The organism is Streptomyces sp. NPDC050988, from assembly GCF_044456225.1.
Classification (GTDB): domain Bacteria; phylum Actinomycetota; class Actinomycetes; order Streptomycetales; family Streptomycetaceae; genus Streptomyces.
In genome coordinates, this window is the sequence record NZ_JBITFQ010000051.1 from 1 (window position 1) to 21,144 (window position 21,144).

General features: G+C 70.6%; 26 protein-coding genes. All 26 read right to left on the reverse strand.

The window, feature by feature from the left end:
- Window positions 1-428: 428 nt before the first annotated feature.
- Window positions 429-878: a hypothetical protein gene (locus tag ACIBEI_RS48195; RefSeq protein ID WP_398897749.1), complete on the reverse strand. Its 450-nt coding sequence runs from the start codon at window positions 876-878 to the stop codon at window positions 429-431.
- 276 nt (window positions 879-1,154) lie between these two features.
- Entirely contained in the window at window positions 1,155-1,586 is a 432-nt protein-coding gene (locus ACIBEI_RS48200; protein ID WP_398897750.1) for a hypothetical protein, read from the reverse strand.
- A 313-nt stretch (window positions 1,587-1,899) separates the two neighbouring features.
- Window positions 1,900-2,175 carry a hypothetical protein gene (locus ACIBEI_RS48205; RefSeq protein WP_398897752.1) on the reverse strand — a complete coding sequence of 92 codons (276 nt, stop codon included), beginning with the start codon at window positions 2,173-2,175 and terminating at the stop codon, window positions 1,900-1,902.
- Window positions 2,176-2,489: 314 nt separating this feature from the next.
- Window positions 2,490-3,140, reverse strand: coding sequence for a cell envelope biogenesis protein OmpA (locus tag ACIBEI_RS48210; RefSeq protein ID WP_398897753.1), 651 nt, complete (start codon window positions 3,138-3,140; stop codon window positions 2,490-2,492).
- Between the two features lie 309 nt (window positions 3,141-3,449).
- Window positions 3,450-4,151 (reverse strand): hypothetical protein, encoded by a 702-nt coding sequence (locus ACIBEI_RS48215; RefSeq protein ID WP_398897755.1) that lies wholly within the window; start codon window positions 4,149-4,151, stop codon window positions 3,450-3,452.
- Between the two features lie 135 nt (window positions 4,152-4,286).
- Window positions 4,287-5,129 carry a hypothetical protein gene (locus ACIBEI_RS48220; protein ID WP_398897756.1) on the reverse strand — a complete coding sequence of 281 codons (843 nt, stop codon included), beginning with the start codon at window positions 5,127-5,129 and terminating at the stop codon, window positions 4,287-4,289.
- Window positions 5,130-5,456: 327 nt separating this feature from the next.
- A complete protein-coding gene (locus ACIBEI_RS48225; protein WP_398897758.1) occupies window positions 5,457-6,407 on the reverse strand; it encodes a hypothetical protein in 951 nt (316 codons plus the stop codon).
- A 201-nt stretch (window positions 6,408-6,608) separates the two neighbouring features.
- Window positions 6,609-6,950, reverse strand: coding sequence for a hypothetical protein (locus tag ACIBEI_RS48230; protein WP_398897760.1), 342 nt, complete (start codon window positions 6,948-6,950; stop codon window positions 6,609-6,611).
- Window positions 6,951-7,166: 216 nt separating this feature from the next.
- A complete protein-coding gene (locus ACIBEI_RS48235) occupies window positions 7,167-7,568 on the reverse strand; it encodes a hypothetical protein (RefSeq protein WP_398897762.1) in 402 nt (133 codons plus the stop codon).
- Between the two features lie 146 nt (window positions 7,569-7,714).
- A complete protein-coding gene (locus ACIBEI_RS48240; protein ID WP_398897763.1) occupies window positions 7,715-8,263 on the reverse strand; it encodes a hypothetical protein in 549 nt (182 codons plus the stop codon).
- A gap of 255 nt (window positions 8,264-8,518) precedes the next feature.
- Window positions 8,519-9,244 (reverse strand): hypothetical protein, encoded by a 726-nt coding sequence (locus ACIBEI_RS48245; RefSeq protein ID WP_398897764.1) that lies wholly within the window; start codon window positions 9,242-9,244, stop codon window positions 8,519-8,521.
- Window positions 9,245-9,542: 298 nt separating this feature from the next.
- A complete protein-coding gene (locus tag ACIBEI_RS48250; RefSeq protein WP_398897766.1) occupies window positions 9,543-9,863 on the reverse strand; it encodes a hypothetical protein in 321 nt (106 codons plus the stop codon).
- A gap of 329 nt (window positions 9,864-10,192) precedes the next feature.
- Window positions 10,193-10,834 (reverse strand): DNA primase, encoded by a 642-nt coding sequence (locus tag ACIBEI_RS48255; RefSeq protein ID WP_398897768.1) that lies wholly within the window; start codon window positions 10,832-10,834, stop codon window positions 10,193-10,195.
- A 505-nt stretch (window positions 10,835-11,339) separates the two neighbouring features.
- Window positions 11,340-11,759: a hypothetical protein gene (locus ACIBEI_RS48260; protein WP_398897770.1), complete on the reverse strand. Its 420-nt coding sequence runs from the start codon at window positions 11,757-11,759 to the stop codon at window positions 11,340-11,342.
- Window positions 11,760-12,019: 260 nt separating this feature from the next.
- On the reverse strand, window positions 12,020-12,397 hold the full coding sequence (locus ACIBEI_RS48265) for a hypothetical protein (RefSeq protein WP_398897772.1): 378 nt from the start codon (window positions 12,395-12,397) through the stop codon (window positions 12,020-12,022).
- A 288-nt stretch (window positions 12,398-12,685) separates the two neighbouring features.
- A complete protein-coding gene (locus ACIBEI_RS48270) occupies window positions 12,686-13,273 on the reverse strand; it encodes a hypothetical protein (RefSeq protein ID WP_398897774.1) in 588 nt (195 codons plus the stop codon).
- A gap of 279 nt (window positions 13,274-13,552) precedes the next feature.
- Window positions 13,553-13,873, reverse strand: a complete 321-nt coding sequence (locus tag ACIBEI_RS48275) for a hypothetical protein (RefSeq protein ID WP_398897776.1) — start codon at window positions 13,871-13,873, stop codon at window positions 13,553-13,555.
- Window positions 13,874-14,175: 302 nt separating this feature from the next.
- The gene (locus ACIBEI_RS48280) at window positions 14,176-14,751 is read right to left on the reverse strand and encodes a hypothetical protein (protein ID WP_398897777.1); all 576 of its coding nucleotides are present in this window, start codon (window positions 14,749-14,751) and stop codon (window positions 14,176-14,178) included.
- Between the two features lie 300 nt (window positions 14,752-15,051).
- Complete coding sequence (locus tag ACIBEI_RS48285) at window positions 15,052-15,291, reverse strand: hypothetical protein (RefSeq protein WP_398897779.1); 240 nt, start codon at window positions 15,289-15,291, stop codon at window positions 15,052-15,054.
- 247 nt (window positions 15,292-15,538) lie between these two features.
- The gene (locus tag ACIBEI_RS48290) at window positions 15,539-16,273 is read right to left on the reverse strand and encodes a hypothetical protein (RefSeq protein WP_398897781.1); all 735 of its coding nucleotides are present in this window, start codon (window positions 16,271-16,273) and stop codon (window positions 15,539-15,541) included.
- A gap of 30 nt (window positions 16,274-16,303) precedes the next feature.
- Window positions 16,304-16,594 carry a hypothetical protein gene (locus ACIBEI_RS48295; RefSeq protein ID WP_398897783.1) on the reverse strand — a complete coding sequence of 97 codons (291 nt, stop codon included), beginning with the start codon at window positions 16,592-16,594 and terminating at the stop codon, window positions 16,304-16,306.
- A 281-nt stretch (window positions 16,595-16,875) separates the two neighbouring features.
- Window positions 16,876-17,238 carry a hypothetical protein gene (locus tag ACIBEI_RS48300; protein WP_398897785.1) on the reverse strand — a complete coding sequence of 121 codons (363 nt, stop codon included), beginning with the start codon at window positions 17,236-17,238 and terminating at the stop codon, window positions 16,876-16,878.
- A gap of 559 nt (window positions 17,239-17,797) precedes the next feature.
- The gene (locus ACIBEI_RS48305) at window positions 17,798-18,637 is read right to left on the reverse strand and encodes a hypothetical protein (protein WP_398897786.1); all 840 of its coding nucleotides are present in this window, start codon (window positions 18,635-18,637) and stop codon (window positions 17,798-17,800) included.
- 528 nt (window positions 18,638-19,165) lie between these two features.
- Entirely contained in the window at window positions 19,166-19,687 is a 522-nt protein-coding gene (locus ACIBEI_RS48310) for a hypothetical protein (protein WP_398897788.1), read from the reverse strand.
- 82 nt (window positions 19,688-19,769) lie between these two features.
- Window positions 19,770-20,273 carry a hypothetical protein gene (locus ACIBEI_RS48315; RefSeq protein ID WP_398897790.1) on the reverse strand — a complete coding sequence of 168 codons (504 nt, stop codon included), beginning with the start codon at window positions 20,271-20,273 and terminating at the stop codon, window positions 19,770-19,772.
- Window positions 20,274-20,564: 291 nt separating this feature from the next.
- On the reverse strand, window positions 20,565-20,960 hold the full coding sequence (locus ACIBEI_RS48320; protein ID WP_398897791.1) for a hypothetical protein: 396 nt from the start codon (window positions 20,958-20,960) through the stop codon (window positions 20,565-20,567).
- Between the last annotated feature and the right edge of the window lie 184 nt (window positions 20,961-21,144).

Genomic DNA, 21,144 nt, shown 5'->3' on the forward strand with positions numbered 1-21,144 from the left:
AGATACCGAGCCGCAGACCTTCGTGGGGTGCGGCCGGGGGTGGCTGACGTGGAGCACGATGCGCGGGCGGCCGGCTAGACCAGCAACCCCACCCGGGTGACGGGGGCACGGGACTGAGCAGCAGCGACGGCGGGCGCAGGCGCGTCCGAACAGCTCCCTTCGCTCTGCGTGGCATCGGTGGTGGAAGTGGCAGCAGCCCCCAGCCCCCGCTGCGGGTAACGGGGGCTGGGGGCCGAAGAGGCGGTGCGGGGGTCAGGGCCGGGACTTGGTGGTCGTGGCCGGGGCGGACTTGCGGCGGATGCTCTCGCGGCGCAGTGTTCCCTCGCCTGTGACTCCGGTAATGCGGTCTTCGGCCAGCGTGTAGCAGGGGGTGAGCGCGCCCCGGCGTCGTCCGGGGTATGGCAGGCACCAACGCTCGGGAGGTGTCCCTAGTAGGGAAGGTGGTGGGGGCCAGGGATGCGGTCGCACTCCGGGATCGCCTCTTCGGGGACGTAGGGGTATGTCTCGGCGAAGCGCTCGAAGAGTGCCATTTCGCGTGTGGCGCGCTCGTCCAATTCCTTCAGCGCGTCTGGCTTGGAGCCGATCGGTCCGGTGTAGAGGTCGCTGCTTTCGCCCGAGACGACCCATCCGTTGAAGTCCGGGCCGCCTTCGTCGGCGGGTCGCTTGTTGTACTTCTGGGCGACGGCCAGACACACGGTGGGGACGGCTACGGGGAAGACTTCATACCGATGATCGCCGACCTGACGCCGGTAGGTCTTGCCGTCCTCGGATCTCCGCGTAGGGATGAAAGTGCTGGGGACGCCGTACTCGTCCGGGAGTGGGGGCGTGAACGCCCGCTGCTGAGCCTCTGCTTGCTCTCGTGCATCGTGATTGGGCATCGGTGGTTCTCCGTCTACTTCGGTATGGAGGCCGTCGCACGGACGGTTGACGGCGGCCTGGTGCTCCCCTGGCCCCCGGCCCGGCTCGAACGAGCCGCCAAGGACGCTGGTCGTCGCTGGTGTTAGTGCCGCAACCGCGGGGCTTCAGGTGTTCCGGGGGTCTTGGAGCCGGGCCGCGAGACGAGGCGGGGCGGCCGGGGCGTGCCGTACATGGTTGTTCAGGGGCGGCAGTTGGCCGGGGGAATGCTGTCCGAGGGCTGCTCCATTGGGGGTGGGTTACTTCGCGGAGGGGGCGCGGCGTGCGAGGAGGTCCAGGCCCGCCTGGTGGGCCCTGTCGAGATCGAGGCGGAAGACGCCGTGCCGGTCATCGACGTGGCTGCACAGGGGGTACCAGGCCGCGGAGTTGCCGTCGCAGAGGCTGCCAGTCAGGGCGCCCAGGTCGTCGGACTCGGCCTCAGTGAGATCACGCTCGGCGCCCTCGGCAGACAGCACGGCGCTCGCGACACGCTCGTCGGGGTCCATGCCCTCGTCGATGACCAGACCGGCGGCGCCCTTGTCGTGGCGACGCATGATGAGGGCGATCACGGCCGCCGCGTACACCGCGATGTCGTGGTCGGCTTCGGCGCGTTGCCCGGGCATTTCCTTGCTGATGTCATAGACGGCGAACTCACGGTTCAGGGCTTCGAGCAGGGCGGATTCCTGGTCCATATCGGGTCCTTCGTTTGATGCCGGGTGTGCGCCAACGGCCGCAGCACATTGGGCTTCCGGGCGGGGAAGTCGGGGGCCACGCGGAACCGCGGTAGAGGGCCGTGCGGTGCGGCGGGTGTAGGACTGTGCGGGCGCGGCCAGCTAGGGCAGCAACCCGGCCGGGGCGGCGGGGGTGTTGGGCTGTGCAGCGGTGGCGCGGCCGCGGGCGGGTTCGGGTGGCGGAGGGCGCATACGGCTCCCCCCGGGAACGGCATCGGCCCCCGGCCCCCGCTGCGGGGAGCGGGGGCCGGGGGCCGAGGAGGCGGTGCGGGGGTCAGGTCCGGGACTTGGTGGTCGTGGACGAGGGGGTGGGCTTGCGGCGGGCGCTCTCGCGGCGCAGTGTCGACAGGAGGACGCCCATCAGGCCGCCGTAGACGGCGACGACGTACCAGGCCTCCAACTGCCAAACAGCGGAGAAGTTGATCGCGCCGACCACGCACGTCAGGAACACCAGACGGCTCTTGTGGGTCCCCAGGTCCAGCGCCCACCACAGCGCGCCCAGGGCGAGAGCCGCGAACAGCAGGACATCAACCACGTTGTTCCACGACATGACGAGCAAACTCCCTTGATGAGGTGGGGTGTTCGGCGGAGTGCGAGCCGGTACGGCTCGTGCCGGGTGAGCGCACTGTGCGGTGACGGTCGGCAAGCCAGGCAAGGGGGCGGGCAACCCGACCGACCACGACCACGACCGCGGCGGGGCCGGGTCGCGATGGCAGTGGCGGGCATTGGGCCCAGGGGCAATCAGGCCGGGAACCCCTGTGCTGCGGGAGCGGGGAGCGGTGGGGTTCTCGCGGTGATGGGCGGGTATGCGGGCGGCCCCGTGCCGGACGGGTGTCCGGGCACGGGGCCGTGAGGGGCCGCCGGTCAGCTGTCGTTGTCGGCGGAGGGCATGCAGTCGGCCGCGATGCCGAGTTCCAGGGCGGAGTACAGCAGGTTGAGGAGGGCGGACCGGGCGGCTGTCGGGGTGGCCTCGCGCAGGGTGCGCTTGCGGAGGATGGGCACGTTGAGGCTGATGCCCGCTGGGACGTCGGGTGTGTCCGGGTGCGGTACGAGCTGGTAGTGGCGGGTGTCGATCATCCATGCTTCGTATCGGTCGGCGGGGCGGCCGCTGCGGGCGCCGTGGCCGTTGTCGGGCGCACGGGAGGGGCACGGGCAGGACGGATCGGTGCAGGGCCGTCCGGCCGGGTGGCTGGCGAGGACGGAACGCTGCCGGTAGTGCGTGGCCTGGCCGTTGAGCATGGGACAGGTTGCAGCGGTGTAGGGCAGGCACTCGGGGTGCAGTGCCGGTTCTGGCGAGTGGATCCGGGCGATGTCGGCGGGGCGGACGATCAGCCAGCATCGTTCGTCGAGCGGGTGGCCGCAGATCTGACAGAGGTGGTCGAGGAAGGCGGTGCGGGCCTGGTCGGCGTCGAGGGTGCCGAATGCCCCGTGGCCGCCGTGGATGAGGGATACGTACGGTACGACCAGTCCGCCCGCGAGGGGGCGGTGCGCGCAGCGTTGAGGGATCGGGTGCATTGGCTGCTACTTCCAGGTGCCGGGGGTGTGGGTGGAGGGGCGCCGCCTCGTGCGGCAGCGGACGGGGGCGGCGGGCGGCACGGTCGGGGGAGCGGGGGTTAGAGCAGCAACCGGAAGGGCCGGACGGGGCTGGGCGTAGCCCGGCGTGGCAGGGCGCAGCGTGCGGACGTGCGGACGGCCCCGCCTGCGAGTGCAGAACGGGGCCGGTACGCGGATACGGGGTCAGCGGTAGCAATCGGCCGGGGGGGAGCGGGATTCCCGGGTTCTCGCCCCGCTCCCCCGCTGGCGCACTGCGGTTGTGCGGGCCGGTCAGGTTCGGGGCTTGGTGAGCAGGGCGACGATGACCTCGACGCAGTCGGTGAACTGGTCGACGGGCCGCTCCATCAGGCTCTGCTCGCCACCAGCGCCGTCGCCGACGTCCACTCGCCACACGTCGGAGCTGATGGGCGCCCGGTCCACCGTGATTTCCTCCTCTCCCTGGTCGCTGTGGGGGTTGTAGAGGAAGAGCACGCCGTAGGTGACGCCCTCGCCGGGGAAGAACTTGTCCGGGCCGATGACCATCCAGGTGTTCCCGGCATCGTCGTCGTGGTGCGGGGTGAGCCCCCGCGCGGCGAAGGCCTGGGTGGCGATACGCAGCGCGGTGGGGCCGCCCTGCTCGGGGATGGGGGTGCCGGGCAGGGCGACGAGCCCGGTGGCGGACCAGGGGGTGACCCCGATGCGTTCGGCGGCGAAGTACTCGCGGGCGCGGCGTTCGGCGGCCTCTGCGCTGGGGGCGGTCACCTCGTACGACGACAGGTCCTGCGCGTGGAGGACGGCGAGCTGGTCGGCGGCGGCCTGCGAGCGTGGGTCGGGGGTGGGCAGTGTGCCCAGGACGAGGAGGTCGTGCCCGAGGTCGGCGAAGACGACCGTCCATCGGTCGGGCGCGTAGGGCTGGACCGGCAGGCCCGCGATCACCCGGCCTGTCACCCGGAGTTCGTGTACGGCGGTGCTGCTGGAGGCGAAGGAAGACACAGGGGGACTCCTCGGTTGAGCTCGTTCGGTGCGGTCGTGCCGGTCTGTCGGCGGTCAGTTGCCGCAGTGGGGCGGCGCACTGCACGGTCGGGATGGCGGGGGTTAGAGCAGCAACCGGCGGCGGGCGGCGGGTGGTCAGTGCTCGCGGATCGTCGTGGTCTCGGCGCTGGCGTCGCCTGCGTCGCCGGTGGGGTCCGGCTCGGCGGGGTCGCCTTCCGGGTCCTTGTCATCGCCGGGCCACTCTTCCCATGGCCACAGACGGCCGATCCGGTACCGGCCGTCCGCGTCCGGCTGGATGATCCGCCCGGGGCGGCCGGGCTCGGTGCGCAGGCGGGGGTCGGAGGCGATGAGGAGTGTGTCGCCCAGCCAGCGGCAGGTGAGGTGGCGGCCGGCGAGGGTCAGGGGCAGGTCGTCTGTGATCTGCTCGGCCGTGGTGCGGGTGACGCTGATGGCCTCCCAGGGGCCCCAGGTGCGGGAGACGGGCAGGGCTTCGTAGGGGCCGTGCTCGGGATCCAGGGCGAACAGGTCGGGCAGCGGCGGGACGGAGTGAAGGTGCGGGAAGTGGGCTGCGATGTCGGCGGGAATGATCGCGACCGGGGTGTTGCGGAAGTCGATGACGCAGTCCGCATAGTCGTCGGCGGGGTCCAGACTCAGGTACCGGTCCGCGGAGGCGCCATTGGCGTGGGCGTCCTCGCACTCTGCGCACTCCTCGTACCGGGCCGGGCAGATACCGAACGCGCTCGGGTGTTCGGTGAAAGGTTCTGGGACGTGCCTGGTGTGGCGGATGCCGGGGCCGTCGGTGAAGAACGCCGTGACGACGTCACCGGTGCGTACCTGGTGGGCCCGGACGACGACGAAGAGGGTGTGGTTCATGCCGTCGGGCAGCATCCGGTAGCGGTCGGTGAGGGTGGGTGCGGGGCGGTCGGTGACCACGATCTGGTCGGTGCTGTCGGGCAGGGTCAGGACGCGCTCGGACACGGGCAGGGCCCCTCATTTCTACGAGTTGTGGGCGGTGGCGGGGCGGCGCGCCGGGGGCCGGTGGCCGGGCGGGCGCGCCGTGAAGGCGGGGTGCCGGGCCGCCCCGAGGGGGGGTGGGGGCGGCCCGGCGGCCGGGGGCTCGACCGCACCTGGGCGGGGGTGGTGCGGGAGCATCCGTTCCGGCCACACCGACACTGCCCCGGGCGGGAGCAAGCCCCGCAACACCCGGCGGTCTCGGGCGGACGTGCAGCGGCCCCGAACTCGCAGCGGGAAGCCAGAGTTCGGGGCATGCCTCGTCACCCGCACACAGCAGCGGCGGCGCAGTCGTCAGCTGTCGGAGCTCGGCTCGATGTAGGTGCGACCGCGGTTGTAATGCGGGATCGGGTCATGGGCCGGGAGCAGTACCCGCTCGTGGGGGTCCAGTTCTCGGCCGTCTTGGTAGTAGCAGGGGGCGACCTGTTCGTGTTCGGTCTGCCACTGGGCGAGTTCGTCATCCGTCAGGTGAGCGGGCGGGGTCTGTCCGGCGTACCAGTCGTCTTCGATGCCTGCGGTGGCCAGTTCGGCAGGGGTCATCTCGTTGACGATGTGCTCGGTCGCGGCCTGCACATGGAAGGCGTGCGGCCGCTCGATGTGCCGGAAGGCAGCGCCGAGCTCTTCGAGGCAGCTGACCATGCGCGTCTGCCAGTCGAGCGACATCGACTGCATCAGGGCGCGGTGCAACACCTGGTAGTTGCTGTAGGAGAGGCCGAACCAGTCCTGGACAGGGCCATCCGTCCGGTGGGGCGGACGGGTTGGGCGGGTCGTCGTTCTCGAAGAAGCCGGTGATGGGGCAGGCGCAGGATGCAGGGCGGGGTCGCCGTAGCAGGTGCAGGAGCGGCTGCGGTGGGCTTGGACAGTCTGGTCGTTGCTCTTGCTGTCGGGGACTTGATGGTGTTCGCCAGAGAGATCGAACACGACATGGCCACGGTCGTCAGCGGGGTTGGAGGGGCAACCGTCACCCTGCCATCGCAACTGCGCCGTCAGAGTGACCCGGTGTCGTCGTGCGTAGTCTTCGATGGCCGCGAAGTCCCGCTGCCAGGGCCACGACTTGGCCCAGTCGCCGGTCTCCCCGTCCACCTGGAAGCCGGTGACGTGACGGCTGGTCGACGTGCCCTCGGCACGCTCGAACACCGGGTTGAAGAACCTGAGGTCGGGAAGGCCGGCTTCTTCGTCGGGACGGGCCAGGCTCACAGGCCGGTCGAAGGTGATGCGGCCCTCGTAGTACAGCTCGTATCCCACAGCGGATCTCCTTGGGCTGGGGCTGTTCGGGTGCTGTGGAGGTTGGAGTGGGAAGGAGTAAGCCGCGCAACACCCGGCGGCGGTTCCCGCTGCCGGGGGGCGAGGGGGTCGGGTCCGGGGCAGCCGCGGCGGGCGGGCGAACGCGAAAGGCCCACCCCGGAGATGGGGTGGGCCTCGGACGCGCGGGCGGGACGGGGTGCGTCAGCTGGCGGAGCGTCCGGCGATCACGTCTTGGACGGCCTTGACGACGAGGGCGGTGTCCTGGGCGAGGTTGGGGTTGGTGGACTGGTAGAACTCGGTGAAGTTGCCGTCGTCCTTCTCGGTGTCGGGGTAGTAGACGGCTCCCCAGCCCTGGTGCTCGCTCGGGCGGTAGTCGGTCTCGTTCTCCTTGGCCCGGCCGGTCATGCCGGTGACCATGATGATGCCGTGGGCGCCGACCGGGATGGCGATGTAGCTGCTCCCGCCGTCCCCGTCCGAGCGGGAGGTGATACCGGCGCGGTGGAGGGCATTCTGCAGGAACTGTCCGGCTGAGGGAGTGGGCATGGCCCTGGGTCCTTCCGTCGTGGTGAAGGGGTACGGCGGGACCATGCGCAGCGGTAGGGGCTAGCACCGCAACCGTGCTCGCTCGCCATGCGGAAGCGGACGGCGGGCAGGCGGCAGGGGCGTTCCGGGCTGGTCAGCCACGGGGGCGGGCGTGGGCAACGCGAGAGGCCCACCCCGGAGATGGGGTGGGCCTCGGACGAGCGCGGGCGGCGGTGGTCAGCGCTCGCGGATCGTCGCGGTCTCGGCGGCGGTCAGGGTGTGCGCGGGCAGCGTCGCCCGGCCTTCGGTCATCGCCCGGTACATGCGGTGGACGCCGTCGATCAGAAGGATTGCCGGACGGCCGTCGAACTCCATCGTGGCGATGATGACCGGCTTGTCGAGGTCGCTCTGCAGGGCGTGTTCGGCGTTGAAGGCGGACTGGTCCGGGCCGAAGACCGGGCACCAGGGCGCGCCGTCGTAGTCCGGAGTGAGCCGGTCAAGGTGGTAGGCGGCTACCCAGTCGGCCACGGGGGTGGGCTCGGCGTCTCGGGGGTGGTTGTTCAGGAGGGTCTGGGCCTTGTCGATGTTGAACAGCCATTTCCCGTAGAGGAACAGCTGGATGGCTGGAGCAGTGGTCACGGGTGGACCTCCAAAGTCGGCTGGATCGCTGGACACCCTGCGAAGGGGGGCAGGCCGGTGGCGTGTGCCGGCGGCGGTGGAGATGTTCTCGGGCGGGCGGGCAAGGCCCGCAAGACTGCCGCCCCGCGAAGCAGGCCGGTGTCCGCTCAGCAGGCGGGCCCCTGCTCACCCCCGCCCCCGCCGTCCTCGTCCTCGTCCTCGTCCTCGTCGGGATTGTGGCTGGTGTAGGGGTAGGGGCTGTCGGGGTTGTCGAGGAGGGCGAGGAAAGCCTGGGCGACGAACTCCCGGTCGTTGCGTTGGTCGAGGGGGATGTGGAGGCGGAGGCGGCCGAAGGCGGCGTATGCGGCGCGTTCGGCTTCGGCGCGGGTGTAGAGGGTTTCCGGTCCGGCGCCGGGCGTGGTGCCCGTTGCGTGTTCGAAACGATGGATGGCGGCATGGGCGGCCAGGGCGATGGCAGCAGGCGCGGCGGTCTTGAGGAGCTGTAGGGCGTCGAAGAGTTCCTTGTTGATCACGGTCCACCGGGCCGTGTCGCTGCCGTTGTGGAAGGCGAAGTAGCTGTAGCACCACATGTCGTGGAGCCAGCGGTCGAGTTCGTGGGCGGCTTCGCGCCCGGGCACGGCACGGTAGGCGCCCAGGGCCATACGTGCCCTGGCAGCGATGGCCGCGGCGGGGCGGGGGTAAACGAGCTGGTTCATGAGTCCTGACTCCATTCTCCTGAGTGACGCTGAGCGGAAAGCGGGTAGGGCGGGCATCACAGCGCGGCCGTCACGGTCGCCAGGAGGAGAGTGACCCTGAGGAGAACAACAGCCACAACACACAACCCCACGAGGCGGCACCCACGGCACGCGGCCTGGGGTGCCCGTGCCCGCCCGAGGGGGCGCGGAGCTGGTCAAGGTGCGCCTCGCCCGGGTGGGCAGTACTGACAGCGGGCGGCTGCCGTGCGCGGCGGCTCACGCGGAGGCGGGCTCGTCGTCGGCGTCGCTGATGCCGGGGCACCAGACGCCGGGACGCTCGGCCCACTCGTGCGGGTCGTGGTAGTCGTTGTGGCCGCACGGCTTAGTGCCGCTGAACGCGTCGGCCGTCTCGTCCTGCTCGGCAGGGTCGGCAAGGGTCTGCCGCAGTACGGCGGCGCGCTCCAAGTCCAGCTCCAGCCAGTACGGTTCACCCTCAAGTCCGGACAGCAGGACGGTGATGGTGCCGTCGTCACTCCACAGCACGTCGTCCAGGCCCCAACGCAGCTGGGTCGGGTTGTCGGCTGCCGCAAGGTCCGGAGTATGGTCGGGGCCGAGGAACTCACGGAGCGCGCGGTCGCCGTCGCCACTGCGGGCGTCCCTCTTGGCGATCTGGCCGATGAGGTAGCGGCGCTGTGCGTGGAGCCGCGTCAGCTCCGTGTCGCGGACAGCAAGCACAGCGTCCGCGCGCCGCTCCGAGTGGCATGAGCCGCCCTGACCGTCGGGGTGCACGCACCCGGTCCAGTACGGGCGGCCGGTCACCGGGCACGGGTGGGTGTGGTGCGCCTCGTCGAGCGCTGCAATGTACGCGGCGCGCAGCAGGTCGGGAGCGGCAGGCACGGCCGGTTCGGCGCGGAGGCGGCGGACTTCAACGACGAGTACGTCGATGTCCTCGGCGCGGGGCCTCGCGGTGATGGCGTCGAGGTCGAGCTGCTGGTCGGTCATAAGGGTCTCCTGCCTGGGGGTGTGACGGTGCAGCGGCCCGAAAGCCGGGGGCGGGTGCACCTGGGGCTACCGGGCCGCCCTCAGAAGGAGGGGGCGGCACGGCGGCCGGGGGCTCGACCGCACCTGGGGGGTGCGGGAGCATCCGTTCCGGCCACACCGACACTGCCCCGGGCGGGAGCAAGTCGCGCAAGTGCTGGTTGAGGATGTCGGGGCTGGGCATCCGGGCCAGGGCGGCGGCGGGACAACGCGAAAGGCCCACCCCGGGCGGGGTGGGCCTCTTACGGGCGGGGCGGGGTGGTCAGTTGGCGGGTGCGCCGGTCGGCTCGGGGTTGTGGCCATGGCGGTCGCCCCGGAAGATGTCGCCCTCGATGTAGGTGATCATCGATCCGTCGGGGGCGCGCATCGTGTAGTAGAGCGAGGACTCCGCCCAGACGGTGGTCCAGCCCGCGGTGCGCAGGGCGGCGCTGACGGTCTCGTCTCCCCCGGACCCGCCGAAGAACCCAGGGGCTGTGGCGGAATCCGAGGCCAGGGTGCGCAGGACGTCGTCCGCGTTCCTGGCGGATCGAAGCTCCTGGAGCTGCTCGGCGATCACTGCCCAGAACATGTCGAGGAAGTCCATGATGCGTCTCCTTGTTCACGTGGTGGTCGAGGAGCCGCGGCACCCCGCTCGCCGCTCGGTCTGGAGGGAAGCAGGGTGCGGAAAGCGTGGCGGTCCGGCCCGGGGCCGGTGGCGTACGTCTGCGGCAGCCGAAGGTTCCCGAGCGGGCGGCCAAGGCCCGCAACGCGCCGGCCGTCCGCCCGGCGGACCGGCGGACGGCCGGGGCCCGGCCGGTGGCTACGGGGCCTTGGGCGGGTTGTGCCGCGCTCGAAGTGGCCGACGCACGGTCCGGAGCCCGGCATGTGCCGTGCCCCGGACCGTGTGGGGATGGGTGCTCGCGTTCAGGAGCCCTACCGGTTCGGGGTCCCCGAGCCGGTACGTGGTGTGAGGGTCTGCTCAGCCACGGTGGCTCGGTCTCTCGCGGACGGCGGCGGGGCGAGCGTGATACCTGCCGTCGTCAGGATGCTGAGGTCCAACTCCCATAGATGCGCCGACCGCTGCTGCCATGTCAGGAATGCCGACTGGACATGCCTCCGACCTTGAGACTCAGTCATGCCCGTGACCTTCAGCAGGTGCGCAAGAGCCCGGGCTTCCAAGCCGCGCACTTGGGCGAACCCGAAGTGGGTCACCATGTGGCAATTCGAGCACAGGCAGATGAGCCGCTTCAGCGTCTGTGTACGCGTGGCCTCGTCAAAGTTCCAGCGCTCGTGGGCCTCCAGTCTCGGTTTGCCTGACGCGCCAGGAGCTGTACCGCAGACCTCGCAGCGATTTCCGGCCCGGTCATAGATCATCCGCCGCAGACGGTCCCAGTCCTTCCTGGCAACACACGAGCGCACGTTGGTGAACCAGCACGAGCGGGGCACCAGGTCGACGAACAGCGACTGTCCAAAGCCCCGGTCCTCCCCCGGCAAAACCTCGGGAAGCTCTGCTGGCGGGGTTCGGCGCCGCGTCGGCTGCTGACCGTCGCCGGGCACCTGAGGCGGAATGGTCACGAGACGAACACCACCGTGCACTCACCATCGCGGTGGCAGCGGCGACGCGTGCCCGAGGCCATGGTGGCAGCGGCTGCGCCACGTACTTCTTTCATCAGATCAAACTCCTTCAGATCAGGTGGAGCGGGATGGGCTCAAGACCCCGGCGATCCTGCACCGACACAACCCCTCCGGAGCCCTCTCGCCCATCCCCGTCCCACCGGAGAGGGCACGTATCGAACGGCCCCTCCCGCCGGCCGGGAAACGGAAGATCCCGCAGGGGTCCGGCCCGGGGGGCGGGTGGTGGTCACCGCTCCCCCGGGTCGGTGTGCTGACCATGACCGGGTGGACACCAACGGCCGCAACCCGCCGGGCCGGACCGGCGGGTCGGGCGGGGCCGGGGCACGTTCAGCCTGCTTGGGGGTGAAGGTGCCCGGGCAGGGCAGCGGGCGCGGCGGGCGGCGCGAACGCGGAACAGCCCGCCCCCGGGAGTGGGGCGGGCCAGGGCGTCCTAGGCGTAGCGGGTTCACGGGCCTGATTTCCGCTGGAGACGGAGACGGTCCCTATGGGCCTCGATGCGTTCCTGGGTTCGAATCCAACGGGTGCACTCGGAGTCCCCGCAGTCGGCGCAGAACTCGTCGGTGACAGGGGCGTCACTGATGTAGCTCCAGGTCGTCGCCTCGGCGGTGGCAGCGTGGTACAGGATCGCAGGGGCGGTGATACGGGCGGCGTGGCGGGCACGCATGCGGGCGAGGATCTGCACGTCCGCCGGGCGTTCCCAGGTGTGGCAGCTTGCCGAGGGCTTTCGCCGCTGCATGTGCTCACGCTCCTCGACGCAGCACCAGCGGCACCCGGACGGGGCGGCCGGTCCGTGGGGATGGCGGTCAGGGCTCTGGTAGAGGTCGTCGACGCTCGCGATGAGCGGGTTGCAGATGATGAGATTCATCGGGTCTCCGAGAGGTGGGGCCCCAAGGGTGCGGGGCGGTTGACGCTGGGCGCGGGGCATGAGGGTGTGGCGAGTGCTGTCCGCCGGGCTCACGGTGCCCGGCTGTCGTGCAAGGCCCTCCTCCCCTGTGCCCGCGCGGCGTGCGACCGTCCCCGGTAGCGTGGGGCGTGCCATACACCGCGCGGGCACGGCGGGCAGGGGGTCGGCTACCGGGCGAAGTTGTGCGCCTGCGACGCCCCCGGGGGAACCGGTGGCGAGCGTCAGTGCTGCGGCGGAATCTCCGTGCCGGGCATGACGACGAGCCCGGTGTCGGCCCACGGCTCGGCATCGGCCCGCTCGGCCTTGAAGTGGCTGCGGACGATGTGCTCAGCGGCGGCCGCGTCGGAGGCGGTCACCTGGTAGGACGACATGCCGTTGTCGTAGAGGAAGATGGACAGGTCCTCGGCGGTAGCCTCCTGCTCGTCAGGGGTGGGCAATGTGCCGAGGACGATCAGGTCGTGGCCGAAGTCGGCGAAGACGACAGTCCACTGGTCGCCGCCCGCCGTGTCGTACGGCTGGGCCGACATGTCCTTGAGGAACTGGGCGGTCGTCCGGAACTCCTCGACGCAGCCGTACAAGGGGTTGTCGGTGGAAGCCAACGGATCTCTCCTTGAGCTGAGGTTGATCGGTGTGGCCGGCGAGTCCCGCAACACCCGGCGGGGTGTCGTGAGGGCGGGAGACGGCGGGGAGCGCTGGGCCGCGCCAGGGGCGCGGCTGCGGGGTTCACCATGGTCCGCGGCGGGACAAGCACGGCAACCGGTGCGGACAGCGGGTCGGGGTGCGAGGACGTGGGGGTCTGTTCCGCGAAGGCGGGGCATGGGTCAGCCCCCCGGGCTCCGCTCAGGGGGCGGGGTCCGGGGGCCGGGGTCCGTTCTTGTTGGGCGGTGCTATCGGGCGTCGATGGCCGCGCGCCATCCGTTCAAGATCGCGGCCTTCTGGTCGAGCGGGGTGAGCGCGGTGGTGATGCGCGTCTCGGCGTCGGACAGGTCGCGCGGGCTGAAGCCGCCGGGGTGGACCCACGAGGGGCTGCGGTTGATGTGCAGCATGGCGACGGTGGTGTCTGCCGCGACGGGGCGGTGGGAACCGTCGAAGAACCGGCAGGAGTCGTCGGCGTCTGCGATGTGAAACGTCCCGAAGTCGAAGTTGAGGATCAGCCGGTCGGCGTGGTTGTCTCCGTAGTGGGCGCGGCGGGCCCGGTCGGGGGCGAGCGCGGCGCGCAGCTGCTCGATGCTGGAGACGGCGCAGCTGGTGAACAGCTCTTCGCCGTCGAAGAGATCGGACAGGGCGTTGCCCATGAAGCCGCCGGTGAAGCGGAGGGCGCCCAGAGAGGCGCCGGTGTGCTCCCACCGCAGCGGGGTGAGTTCGAGCACGTGGGTGAGCATGTCCTTCAGGTTGCACAGGGTCCCGGCACGGCCCATGTCATTGGTGCGCAGGTAGGTGTCCAACTCGGTGTGGCCGTAGGTGATGTATCCCATGAGAGGTCTCTCCGCTCGGTGAGGCGGGGTGTGGGCGCGCGGCGGTGGCCGGGGGCGTCCGGCGGGCCCGGCCTGCGGTGGCTGCACGATGGCCCGGCGCGCGGCAAGCACGGCAACCAGGACGCCCGGCGAGCAGCGGCGGGCGCGGCGCAGGTAGTGGGAGGGGCGGCACGAGGGGGTGGCATGCGGCGCGCTCGGGACGGACCGGTTGCCGTGTGCGAGCGGCGGGGCGGCTCCCCGGAACTGGCGGGGAGGCCCCGCACCGTCTTGGGCGGCCCCTCAGACGCTGGCGCGCTGCGGTGAGGGGGTGTACGCGACGGGTTCGGCGGGGTCCGCCTGCCAGCCAGGCATGAGCATGCGGCCGCGGGTGATCACTTCGTGCGGGACGCGCGAGTACGGGCCGTCGTAGGTCGGTTTGACCTCGGGCTTCCCGCATCCGGCGCCGAGGCAGGTCCGGCAGTGTCCTGTGCGGACACGGGCTTTTACCCGCACGAGCCAGCCGTTCTCGTAGACGTTGACCGGGGCGTACGAGCGGTCGGGCCACAGGGTGGTCATGATCTTGCCGCTGTAGGTGCTGACACACCATCGGGTCACGGTCATGGGGATGGTCTCCTGCTCCTGGACGAGGTCGGACGGTGCACAGAACGTCGTGCACGCGCACGGTGGAGCGGCGGCCGGCAAGCCTCGCAAGCGGTGCCGCGCGGCGGCCCGGTCCCGGGTCACGAAGGCCCGGAACGAGGCCGGGGGCGGGCATGCCGACGGCCCGCTCCCAGGGGTCGGGAGCGGGCCGGTGCCGCAGCAGCGGGCGGGCCTTACGACGTGCGGGAGTTGAGGAGGGCTGGGGCTCCGTGCTGTGTTGTCGGCATGGAATCGCCTGGGCGGTGGCCGGGCGAGGCCGGCGGTTATCGGACGCTCTCCAGGTAGGCGGTGAACTGGTCCCTGGCCTCCCGCTCCGCCCACTCGTACGTGACCAGACCCCAGCACGAGCCGTCGGTGACCTCCTCCCATGTTGTGCGCTCACCGACGATCACGTCCTCGTGCTCATCGGTGACGGGCTTCCAGGTCACTGCCTTTTCGATGATGTGGCCGTAGACCTCGCCGCTCGCCCATGACCGGTACTCTGCGATCTCGCTGCGGATGTACTCCTGCGGGTCGGTGACCTCGGCGATGCCCTCCGGCATCAAGTACCAAATGGTGCTGGGACCGTCATGCGTCTGGTCCTCGATGGCCACGGCGCCATGGAAGATGCGCGCCCAGCGGGTGAAGAGGTCGACCGCGTTGTCCCGGTACTTGATCTGGTCCCACCCGTCCTCAAGGGGGCCCCCGCCGTCCTTGTCGACGTCGGCGTAGTAGTTGTTCGGCAGGGTGATTACGTGGGTGAGGTGGTCGTACATGGTGCGCGGGTTGTGGGCGTCGGTGTCCGGCTCCAGCCGCAGCCGGTAGCGTCCGTCGTTGCTGGTCTCGATGATTTCGGTCATGGTCAGTCCCTCTCGGCGGGCGTGATGATGGTGTGCTGGCTGTGGCCGCGTCGGCTGTCCCCGGCGGGCGCGGCTGGGGTGGCAGCGGCGGGAGCCGTGCGGGTTCACCGTCGATTCGCAGCGGGTTAGGGCAGCAACCGGCAGGGGCGTGGAGAGGGCGCGGGCGGGAATGGCCGGGGGTATGCGTATGGCCCGCCACCGGGATGCGGGGGCGGGCCATGAAGGGAACGCGTGAGGGGGCGCTGCGGGTGGGGGCCAGATCCTTCCCCCGGACCAGACGGTCCCCTGGGTCAGGGCGCGTCAGGGCATGTCGGGGTTCAACTCACGGTAGATGTGGGCGATTCCGGCTTCGCCGTAGGTGATGGGCGAGCTGTAGGGGCCACCGTCGGTGTCGAGGAGCTGGACCATGTGCTGGTGGAGGCGGGCCTGCATGGTCCTGCCTGCGGCGCGGATGTCGCAGGCGGCTTCGGAGTAGCCGATGGTGATCGTGATGACGTCGCCGACCTTATGGCCGGCGGCGGTGGGTGTGGTGGTGCTCATGACGGGTGCTCCTCCTGGCATGTGAGGCGGTACAGCGGTGACGGTGGCGATGCGGGAGCCGGGTCGCGCAGTGCGGTAGGGGCCTGTGCACGGCGCGGCCCAGCTGGTCAGTCGCTCACAGCACACGAGAGGGGTTCGTGCGGGGGCGCTCCTGGCTGAACGCATCGTCGTCCAGGGCGGGGTTAGCCGAGCAACCCCGCCCCCGACCTGGTTCGAGGATCTGGGCGGCGCGCGGCGCGGTCCGGGGTCAGGTGCGGATGTGCGGGGCCCGGTCCCGCTTGAATGCGAACCAGCGGCACACTTCGTGCCGCTTGTAGTGGCGGGGCGGGAAGCCGTTGTGGAAGTCGACGAGGACGCCTGAGTCCTCCACAGCGGTAACCGTGCCGGTGTCCCAGTGACCGGAGGCGAGCCCGTCGTACGTCAGCCGGTCGCCTACGCCCACGGGAGCCTGGAGCTCTCCGCCGGTATACCGCGTGTACCGGACCTTCACCTCCGGTGTTCCTTCGGGCACCTTCAGGGCTCGCTCGGTTAGCGTGTCGACCAGGTGCTCCCGGGTCAGGGCGTACAGCGGCTCTGTGCGATACGAGTTCTGCGGGTCGTATACGCCCCGGGCCAGGCGCTCGAAGAGCGGGCGCAGGTCCCCGGCGTCCGGAGCGAGGCGGACGAACGCGAGCCTCAAGCCCTCGTCGTCCAGCGTGGGCGGGTAGCCGCGGTTGTCGGCGTCGGCGAGCACGGCGTTTGCGCACTCGCGGGCGACGTCGGCCGGGTGGCGGGGCGCCCCCTGTGCGCTGTCGAGGAGCGCGCGACAGCCGGTGCAGGTCGCTGGGCCCTCGGTGAGCAGCACCGGGTCGAACTGCATGTACGGCTCCACGACGGCGTAGCGGTTGGCGTCACAAGCGACGTCGATCAGGAAGCCGGTGTGGGAGTTGAACAGGCCCTCGTGGACGAGACCGTTGAGGCCGGTGACGTTGCGACGGTCCATGTGGTTCCTCGTTCCTTCGGTTCGTGTGGCCTAGCGGCGGGGGAGGGTCTGGCCGTCCTGCGGCTGACGCACGTACAGCCGCCCGTCGATCAGGGCCAGCTCTTCGTCCGCGTCCAACAGCCCGAACCCGGCGGGGCCGGTCTCGAAGCCGCACCCTTCGGCCGTGCACACGTACACGACGCCCGAGACGTTGTACCGGCCGGAGTGGGTGTAGCCGCCCCAACTGCATTCGGCGCACCGCTGCACGCCGTAGTGGTGTTGGGGGGTGTCGAAGGACTCCGTGTGCTTCTGGTCGTCAGTGGCGTTCGCGGGCCTGCTCATGAGGGATTCCTCGCATCTTTTGGGCCGGTGAAGGCGTTCTCGGCGGCTGGTTGGACGGTGGCGGGCAGGCGGGTAAGGCGTGCAACTCGCTGGCACGCGCCCGGCAGTTGAGCGTGGCCGTGCGTGGAGAGGTTCCGGCCCTCTGCGCGGGTGCGGAGCCCGGGATGTTCTGGTGCCGCAACGTGCAAAGGGGCTCCTGCTCGCCAGTCGACGGGCAGGAGCCCAAAAAGCATCGGTGGGGCAGCTCACGGGTGCTTCCGCGAGATCATGGCCGTAAGGACTTAGTCACGGCGCAGTACACGCCCCAGGAGGGACCGGAGCGATCGGCCACGGCCGCGCCGCTCATACACCCGCACCATCGCGGCGATATCCGCCGGGTCCGGCGAGTGGCACCACGACATCTTGATGACCAGTCCCTCGCGCGGCTCCGCCTGCGGCCGATCCAGCATGAGGATCGCTCCGCCCACGTCGGACTTCCACAGCAGCCAGACATGATCCGTCTCGGAGCTGAGCTCGAACTCGTTGATGCGCAGGGCAGGAGGCAGACCCGTCAGTCGGGCCACCTCGTCAGCGAACGACTCGAAGGTGTACGGCGACGGCACGGCGGCGGGCAGGTGGGACTGGAGCCAGGACAACAAGGGCATGAGACTTCGGTTCCTTCCTCAGAGCGGCGAACGCACCAGAGGGCGCGTGGTGGGTTTGCCGTCGGGTGTCGAGTGGCGCCGGGGCCGCGCGACGCGCCCCCGGCTGGGCCGGTCGCTCGCAGCGCACGTGAGGGGGTTTGCGTGCGGGGCGTTCCCGGCTGACCTGACTGTTGTAGTTGGCGGGGTAAGAGCTGCAACCTGCAACTGTGCCCGCAAGGCTGGGACGCCCCTGTCTGGTTGATGTCCCGGATCGAGAACGCGGCAGAGCCCGTCCCGGCAAGTGGGCAGCAAGTGGAGGGACGGGCTCTGCCCGTAGGCGAGTGCGTGCGTGTGGGGCCGGGCAGCGAGAGACACCGAGTCGCGGGCAAGTACACCGTTGTTCAGCGTCGGCAGCCGCCGAGGAAGGGGCGCAACCGCCGAAAGCCCAGTGGCCGAGGCCCTCAGCGCCGCGTGCGACCAATGCGCTTCTCGTTGGGCCTGGACACCTGACAGACCCCGGCGCCGTTCGGGGCGGACGCCGGGGACTGACCGTTGGGATGCCAGGTCCACAAGGGGGCTTCTACGGACGGGACCTGTCGCGATACCAGGCAACGAAGTGCACCGGCGCCGTGCCGCGCAGGTCCGCCTCCACACTGCGTCGGGTGTCATCCATGGTGATCGTGAGATCCGGCATCTGATGGTCTCCGAGCCATTCCTCCAAGAGGCGGAGCAACTGCCACGAGTCCTTGGGGTCGGCGGTGCTCAGAAACAGCTCGATCCCGCCGTCGTCGCCATTGACGGCCCACTGCGCCAGAGGTCCGTCGGTGCTGTCGGAGAAGGCTGCTTCGAGCGTGCCGAAGGCGTGACCGTAGGTGTCGCTGTTGGCCTGGGCTCGACGGCTTCGAGCCCAACAGGACTGCACGGCGCCTTCGGCAGCTTCGCGGATGAAGGAGGGCGCAGAGGCAAGCGGCCACTCGTGGGTCGTATCGGTCCAGGTGTCGGGGAGATTGACGAACGTGTGGGCCAGTTCCCGCTCGTTCTCGGTGCGCACAGTGACGTGGCGGCAGCTACCGCCCTCGGCTGCAATCTTCACTGTGAGCGATGCCATGGGCAGGTCCTCGGGGACGGCGGGCGTCTCCGATGAGTGCAGGAGGTCGGCGCAGTCGTCCAGCAGCCCTCGGAGCCCGTCCAGGAGCGGACGGTCGTGTACCTGGGCGTGCAGTTTGTTGAGCAGACCGCAGTGGCCGCGGGGCAGCTGCGTGTTGGGGGTACGGTCCAGGATCCGGACGGCATACGCCCATCGCTTGTGATCATTGCGGAGAACGGCGACCACGCGACCCGGGAGATACGGGTTGGTCTCCAAGGCGAGGGTCAGATCGCCGCCGGCGTCGAAGGTGCAGTGCGCGGTGAAGGGTGGCATGAGGGCCTCTCAAGTCGATGGAACAGGGCGGCGTCAGGCGCAAACGGGGGTCCCCGGCGGGCTGTGGCTAGCTCCGTGTTTTCGCTGCCCGATGCCTGCTGCGGCGAAGATGGCCCGGTGCAGGGTTAGCCCCACAAGGCCGGGCAGGGGGACGAGGAGCTTCCGGTGACACGGCCTTGGCCGTCCGTAGGGCCGCCGGGGCGAGCGAGGTGGCTCCAGAGCACGGCGCTCGAAAGGCCAGGAAGCCGCGAGTGGAGCGGGTGTCGCACGGCGTTCCGGGGCCGTGACGGGAGCACGGCCAAGCCCCGTAACCACAAAGTCGCAGGCCGGGCGAATAGCGCAGAGCCGGTCGGGGGCGCGCGTACGGGGACAAGCGGCACGTCGGCCTGGCCATGGTCCGGCGGAAGGTCGGTCGGAGTCGGAACACGGAAAAGGGCCTGTCCCTGCCGGGTGGCGGGGACAGGCTTGGGACTGGGTGTGCACGGCAGCCTTACGGGGAGAGACCCATCAGCTCTGTGCGCAAAGGGGTCATACGGCAGGGGCGGTCGGGTGAGCTTCGGCCGGGCAGAGCGCGGACGCGGAGGCGAAGGGCGCCTTGTCCCAGGGGTAGGTGAGGACGGTGGTGTCTTCGTGGAAGAGGTGGGCGGCGTCGCCGCGTGGCACAGGGACGAAGCTCTTGGCACGCTGGTCGTAGCGCCAGGCGTAGGCGTCATCGAGGTCGTGGTCTGGAACGTCTGCGTGGATGGCCAGAACGAGGAGTCCTTCGGGGCGGGCGAGCTCCCGCTCGAAGGTCCTGGTGAAGGTTTCCAGGTCTGTGTCTGGGTACAGGCCGGTGCTCGGCAGATCGGTGAAGGTGTAAGTGGGCAGGTCCAGTTCGGGCCATCCGGGGGCGGGGATCGCAGGGCAGCGGTGGCAGGTGCGGCCTTCGATGTAGTGGGGGCCCTTAGCGGTGTGGACGGCGACGGTGACAAGTTCGGGGGCGAAGTTCCGTTCCCGACGGCTGGCGATCATGACGGCTCGGTCGAGCACGGCGTGGGCAACGCTGGGCATGTGCAGGGTTCCTTCGGGTGCACGGCGGGGACAACGGGGGCCAGAGGTGCAGCGGAGCGGCGTGCCCCGGGCGGGCTCGGGGTCAGGGCTCGTCGCGGCGCAGGGTGACGCGGTGCGCCTCCTCGCGGCCCCGGTCGTACAGCTCGATCAGGCCGTCCGGGTAGTGCGTGGTCACGGTGCTCCGGTACTCGGCGGCGCCGTGCGCGAACGCGGCCTGTCCGGCGGTGTGTACGTACCGCTCCGGCGTCCACTCGTCCCAGAGCCACAGGCCGCCGATGGCGTACAGGCCGTGCGCGTCCGGGGTGACGGTGTGGGTGCCGGGCTTGTCGAACTCCATGTATCCCTGCTCCCAGGTGAAGACGAGGGTGCCGTCCTCGCGCCACTCGGCGGTCAGGCCACAGTCGGCGTCGTACTGGTGAAGGTCGGTGACGATCAGGTTGGCCGTGTCCCGGGTGAACAGGTGCGCGGCCCAGTGCTGTTCGGCGGGGGCGAGGGGCGCGGCGACGTACGGGCCGTACCCGCCGTCTTCCACGGTGAGCAGGAGGATGCCGCTGAGGGTGGGTGCGAGGGCCGGGGTGGTCGTCATCGGGGTGCCGTCCTTTCGGGGCGGTGAGGGTGCCTGAGGCGGGGGCTTGCGGGCTTGTGGCCGGGGGGCGTGCAGTGAGGTGTGCCGGGCCGCCCCGGAGGGGTGGGGCCGCCCGGCGGCCGGGGGGCTCGACCGCACGTGGAGGGGGTGCGGGAGCGTCCTTCCGGCCAGACCGACACTGGCCCGGGCGGGGGCAAGCCGCGCAAGGCCCGCCGGTCGGACGGACGTGCAGCGGCCCCGAACCGGGGCGGGTGCCGGGGGTTCGGGGCCGGTGGGCGTGGCGCGGGGTGGTCAGTTGGCCGGGATGGTCAGGAGGTGGCGCAGCCGGTCCAGGCCGGTGGCGTTGCGGAGGCGGCGTTCGCGTTCTGCCCGGCGGGCCTGGGCGCGGCGGTGGCTGGTGTAGGGGAGGTGGAAGTCGCGGACCAGGCTGCTGTTTCGGCCGTGGATGCGGGTGGCCTGCTCGGTGGTGATGTACGCCTGGGTGACTTCCTCGAAGATCAGCTGTGCGGCGTGCAGGGGGCAGCCGTTAAGGAGGGGTTCGGCGTCCGGGCCTGCCTCCTCGAACGCGGTGATCGCGGTGGTCACGAAGTCGAGGTGGGCCGGGTTCTTGCACTGGGCTGCTGTGGCTCGCAACTCGTCCAGGACGTGCGTGAATTCGAGGACGTAGCCGCTGCGTGTCACCTTCATGAAGTCCAAGTCCTCCGGGGGTCAGGGCGTGCGCTGACGTGGCGGGTCGTCTGAGTGAGGCGGCCCGAAGGGGCGGGGGGCGGGAGGGGTGGTCACCGTTCCTCCGGGCCGCTGACCCGAACATGGGCGAGGTCGGGGCAAGGAACGCAACCGCCGGAGGACGGGTGGGCCGGAAGCTGAGGCG

What these genes read in the sequence shown, in the direction of transcription:
- ACIBEI_RS48195 (WP_398897749.1), bottom strand. Translation starts at nt 878, where the DNA reads ATGCCCAATCACGATGCACGAGAGCAAGCAGAGGCTCAGCAGCGGGCG.
- ACIBEI_RS48200 (WP_398897750.1), bottom strand. Translation starts at nt 1,586, where the DNA reads ATGGACCAGGAATCCGCCCTGCTCGAAGCCCTGAACCGTGAGTTCGCC.
- ACIBEI_RS48205 (WP_398897752.1), bottom strand. Translation starts at nt 2,175, where the DNA reads ATGTCGTGGAACAACGTGGTTGATGTCCTGCTGTTCGCGGCTCTCGCC.
- ACIBEI_RS48210 (WP_398897753.1), bottom strand. Translation starts at nt 3,140, where the DNA reads ATGCACCCGATCCCTCAACGCTGCGCGCACCGCCCCCTCGCGGGCGGA.
- ACIBEI_RS48230 (WP_398897760.1), bottom strand. Translation starts at nt 6,950, where the DNA reads ATGCCCACTCCCTCAGCCGGACAGTTCCTGCAGAATGCCCTCCACCGC.
- ACIBEI_RS48240 (WP_398897763.1), bottom strand. Translation starts at nt 8,263, where the DNA reads ATGAACCAGCTCGTTTACCCCCGCCCCGCCGCGGCCATCGCTGCCAGG.
- ACIBEI_RS48245 (WP_398897764.1), bottom strand. Translation starts at nt 9,244, where the DNA reads ATGACCGACCAGCAGCTCGACCTCGACGCCATCACCGCGAGGCCCCGC.
- ACIBEI_RS48250 (WP_398897766.1), bottom strand. Translation starts at nt 9,863, where the DNA reads ATGGACTTCCTCGACATGTTCTGGGCAGTGATCGCCGAGCAGCTCCAG.
- ACIBEI_RS48260 (WP_398897770.1), bottom strand. Translation starts at nt 11,759, where the DNA reads ATGAATCTCATCATCTGCAACCCGCTCATCGCGAGCGTCGACGACCTC.
- ACIBEI_RS48270 (WP_398897774.1), bottom strand. Translation starts at nt 13,273, where the DNA reads ATGGGATACATCACCTACGGCCACACCGAGTTGGACACCTACCTGCGC.
- ACIBEI_RS48275 (WP_398897776.1), bottom strand. Translation starts at nt 13,873, where the DNA reads ATGACCGTGACCCGATGGTGTGTCAGCACCTACAGCGGCAAGATCATG.
- ACIBEI_RS48280 (WP_398897777.1), bottom strand. Translation starts at nt 14,751, where the DNA reads ATGACCGAAATCATCGAGACCAGCAACGACGGACGCTACCGGCTGCGG.
- ACIBEI_RS48285 (WP_398897779.1), bottom strand. Translation starts at nt 15,291, where the DNA reads ATGAGCACCACCACACCCACCGCCGCCGGCCATAAGGTCGGCGACGTC.
- ACIBEI_RS48290 (WP_398897781.1), bottom strand. Translation starts at nt 16,273, where the DNA reads ATGGACCGTCGCAACGTCACCGGCCTCAACGGTCTCGTCCACGAGGGC.
- ACIBEI_RS48295 (WP_398897783.1), bottom strand. Translation starts at nt 16,594, where the DNA reads ATGAGCAGGCCCGCGAACGCCACTGACGACCAGAAGCACACGGAGTCC.
- ACIBEI_RS48300 (WP_398897785.1), bottom strand. Translation starts at nt 17,238, where the DNA reads ATGCCCTTGTTGTCCTGGCTCCAGTCCCACCTGCCCGCCGCCGTGCCG.
- ACIBEI_RS48305 (WP_398897786.1), bottom strand. Translation starts at nt 18,637, where the DNA reads ATGCCACCCTTCACCGCGCACTGCACCTTCGACGCCGGCGGCGATCTG.
- ACIBEI_RS48310 (WP_398897788.1), bottom strand. Translation starts at nt 19,687, where the DNA reads ATGCCCAGCGTTGCCCACGCCGTGCTCGACCGAGCCGTCATGATCGCC.
- ACIBEI_RS48315 (WP_398897790.1), bottom strand. Translation starts at nt 20,273, where the DNA reads ATGACGACCACCCCGGCCCTCGCACCCACCCTCAGCGGCATCCTCCTG.
- ACIBEI_RS48320 (WP_398897791.1), bottom strand. Translation starts at nt 20,960, where the DNA reads ATGAAGGTGACACGCAGCGGCTACGTCCTCGAATTCACGCACGTCCTG.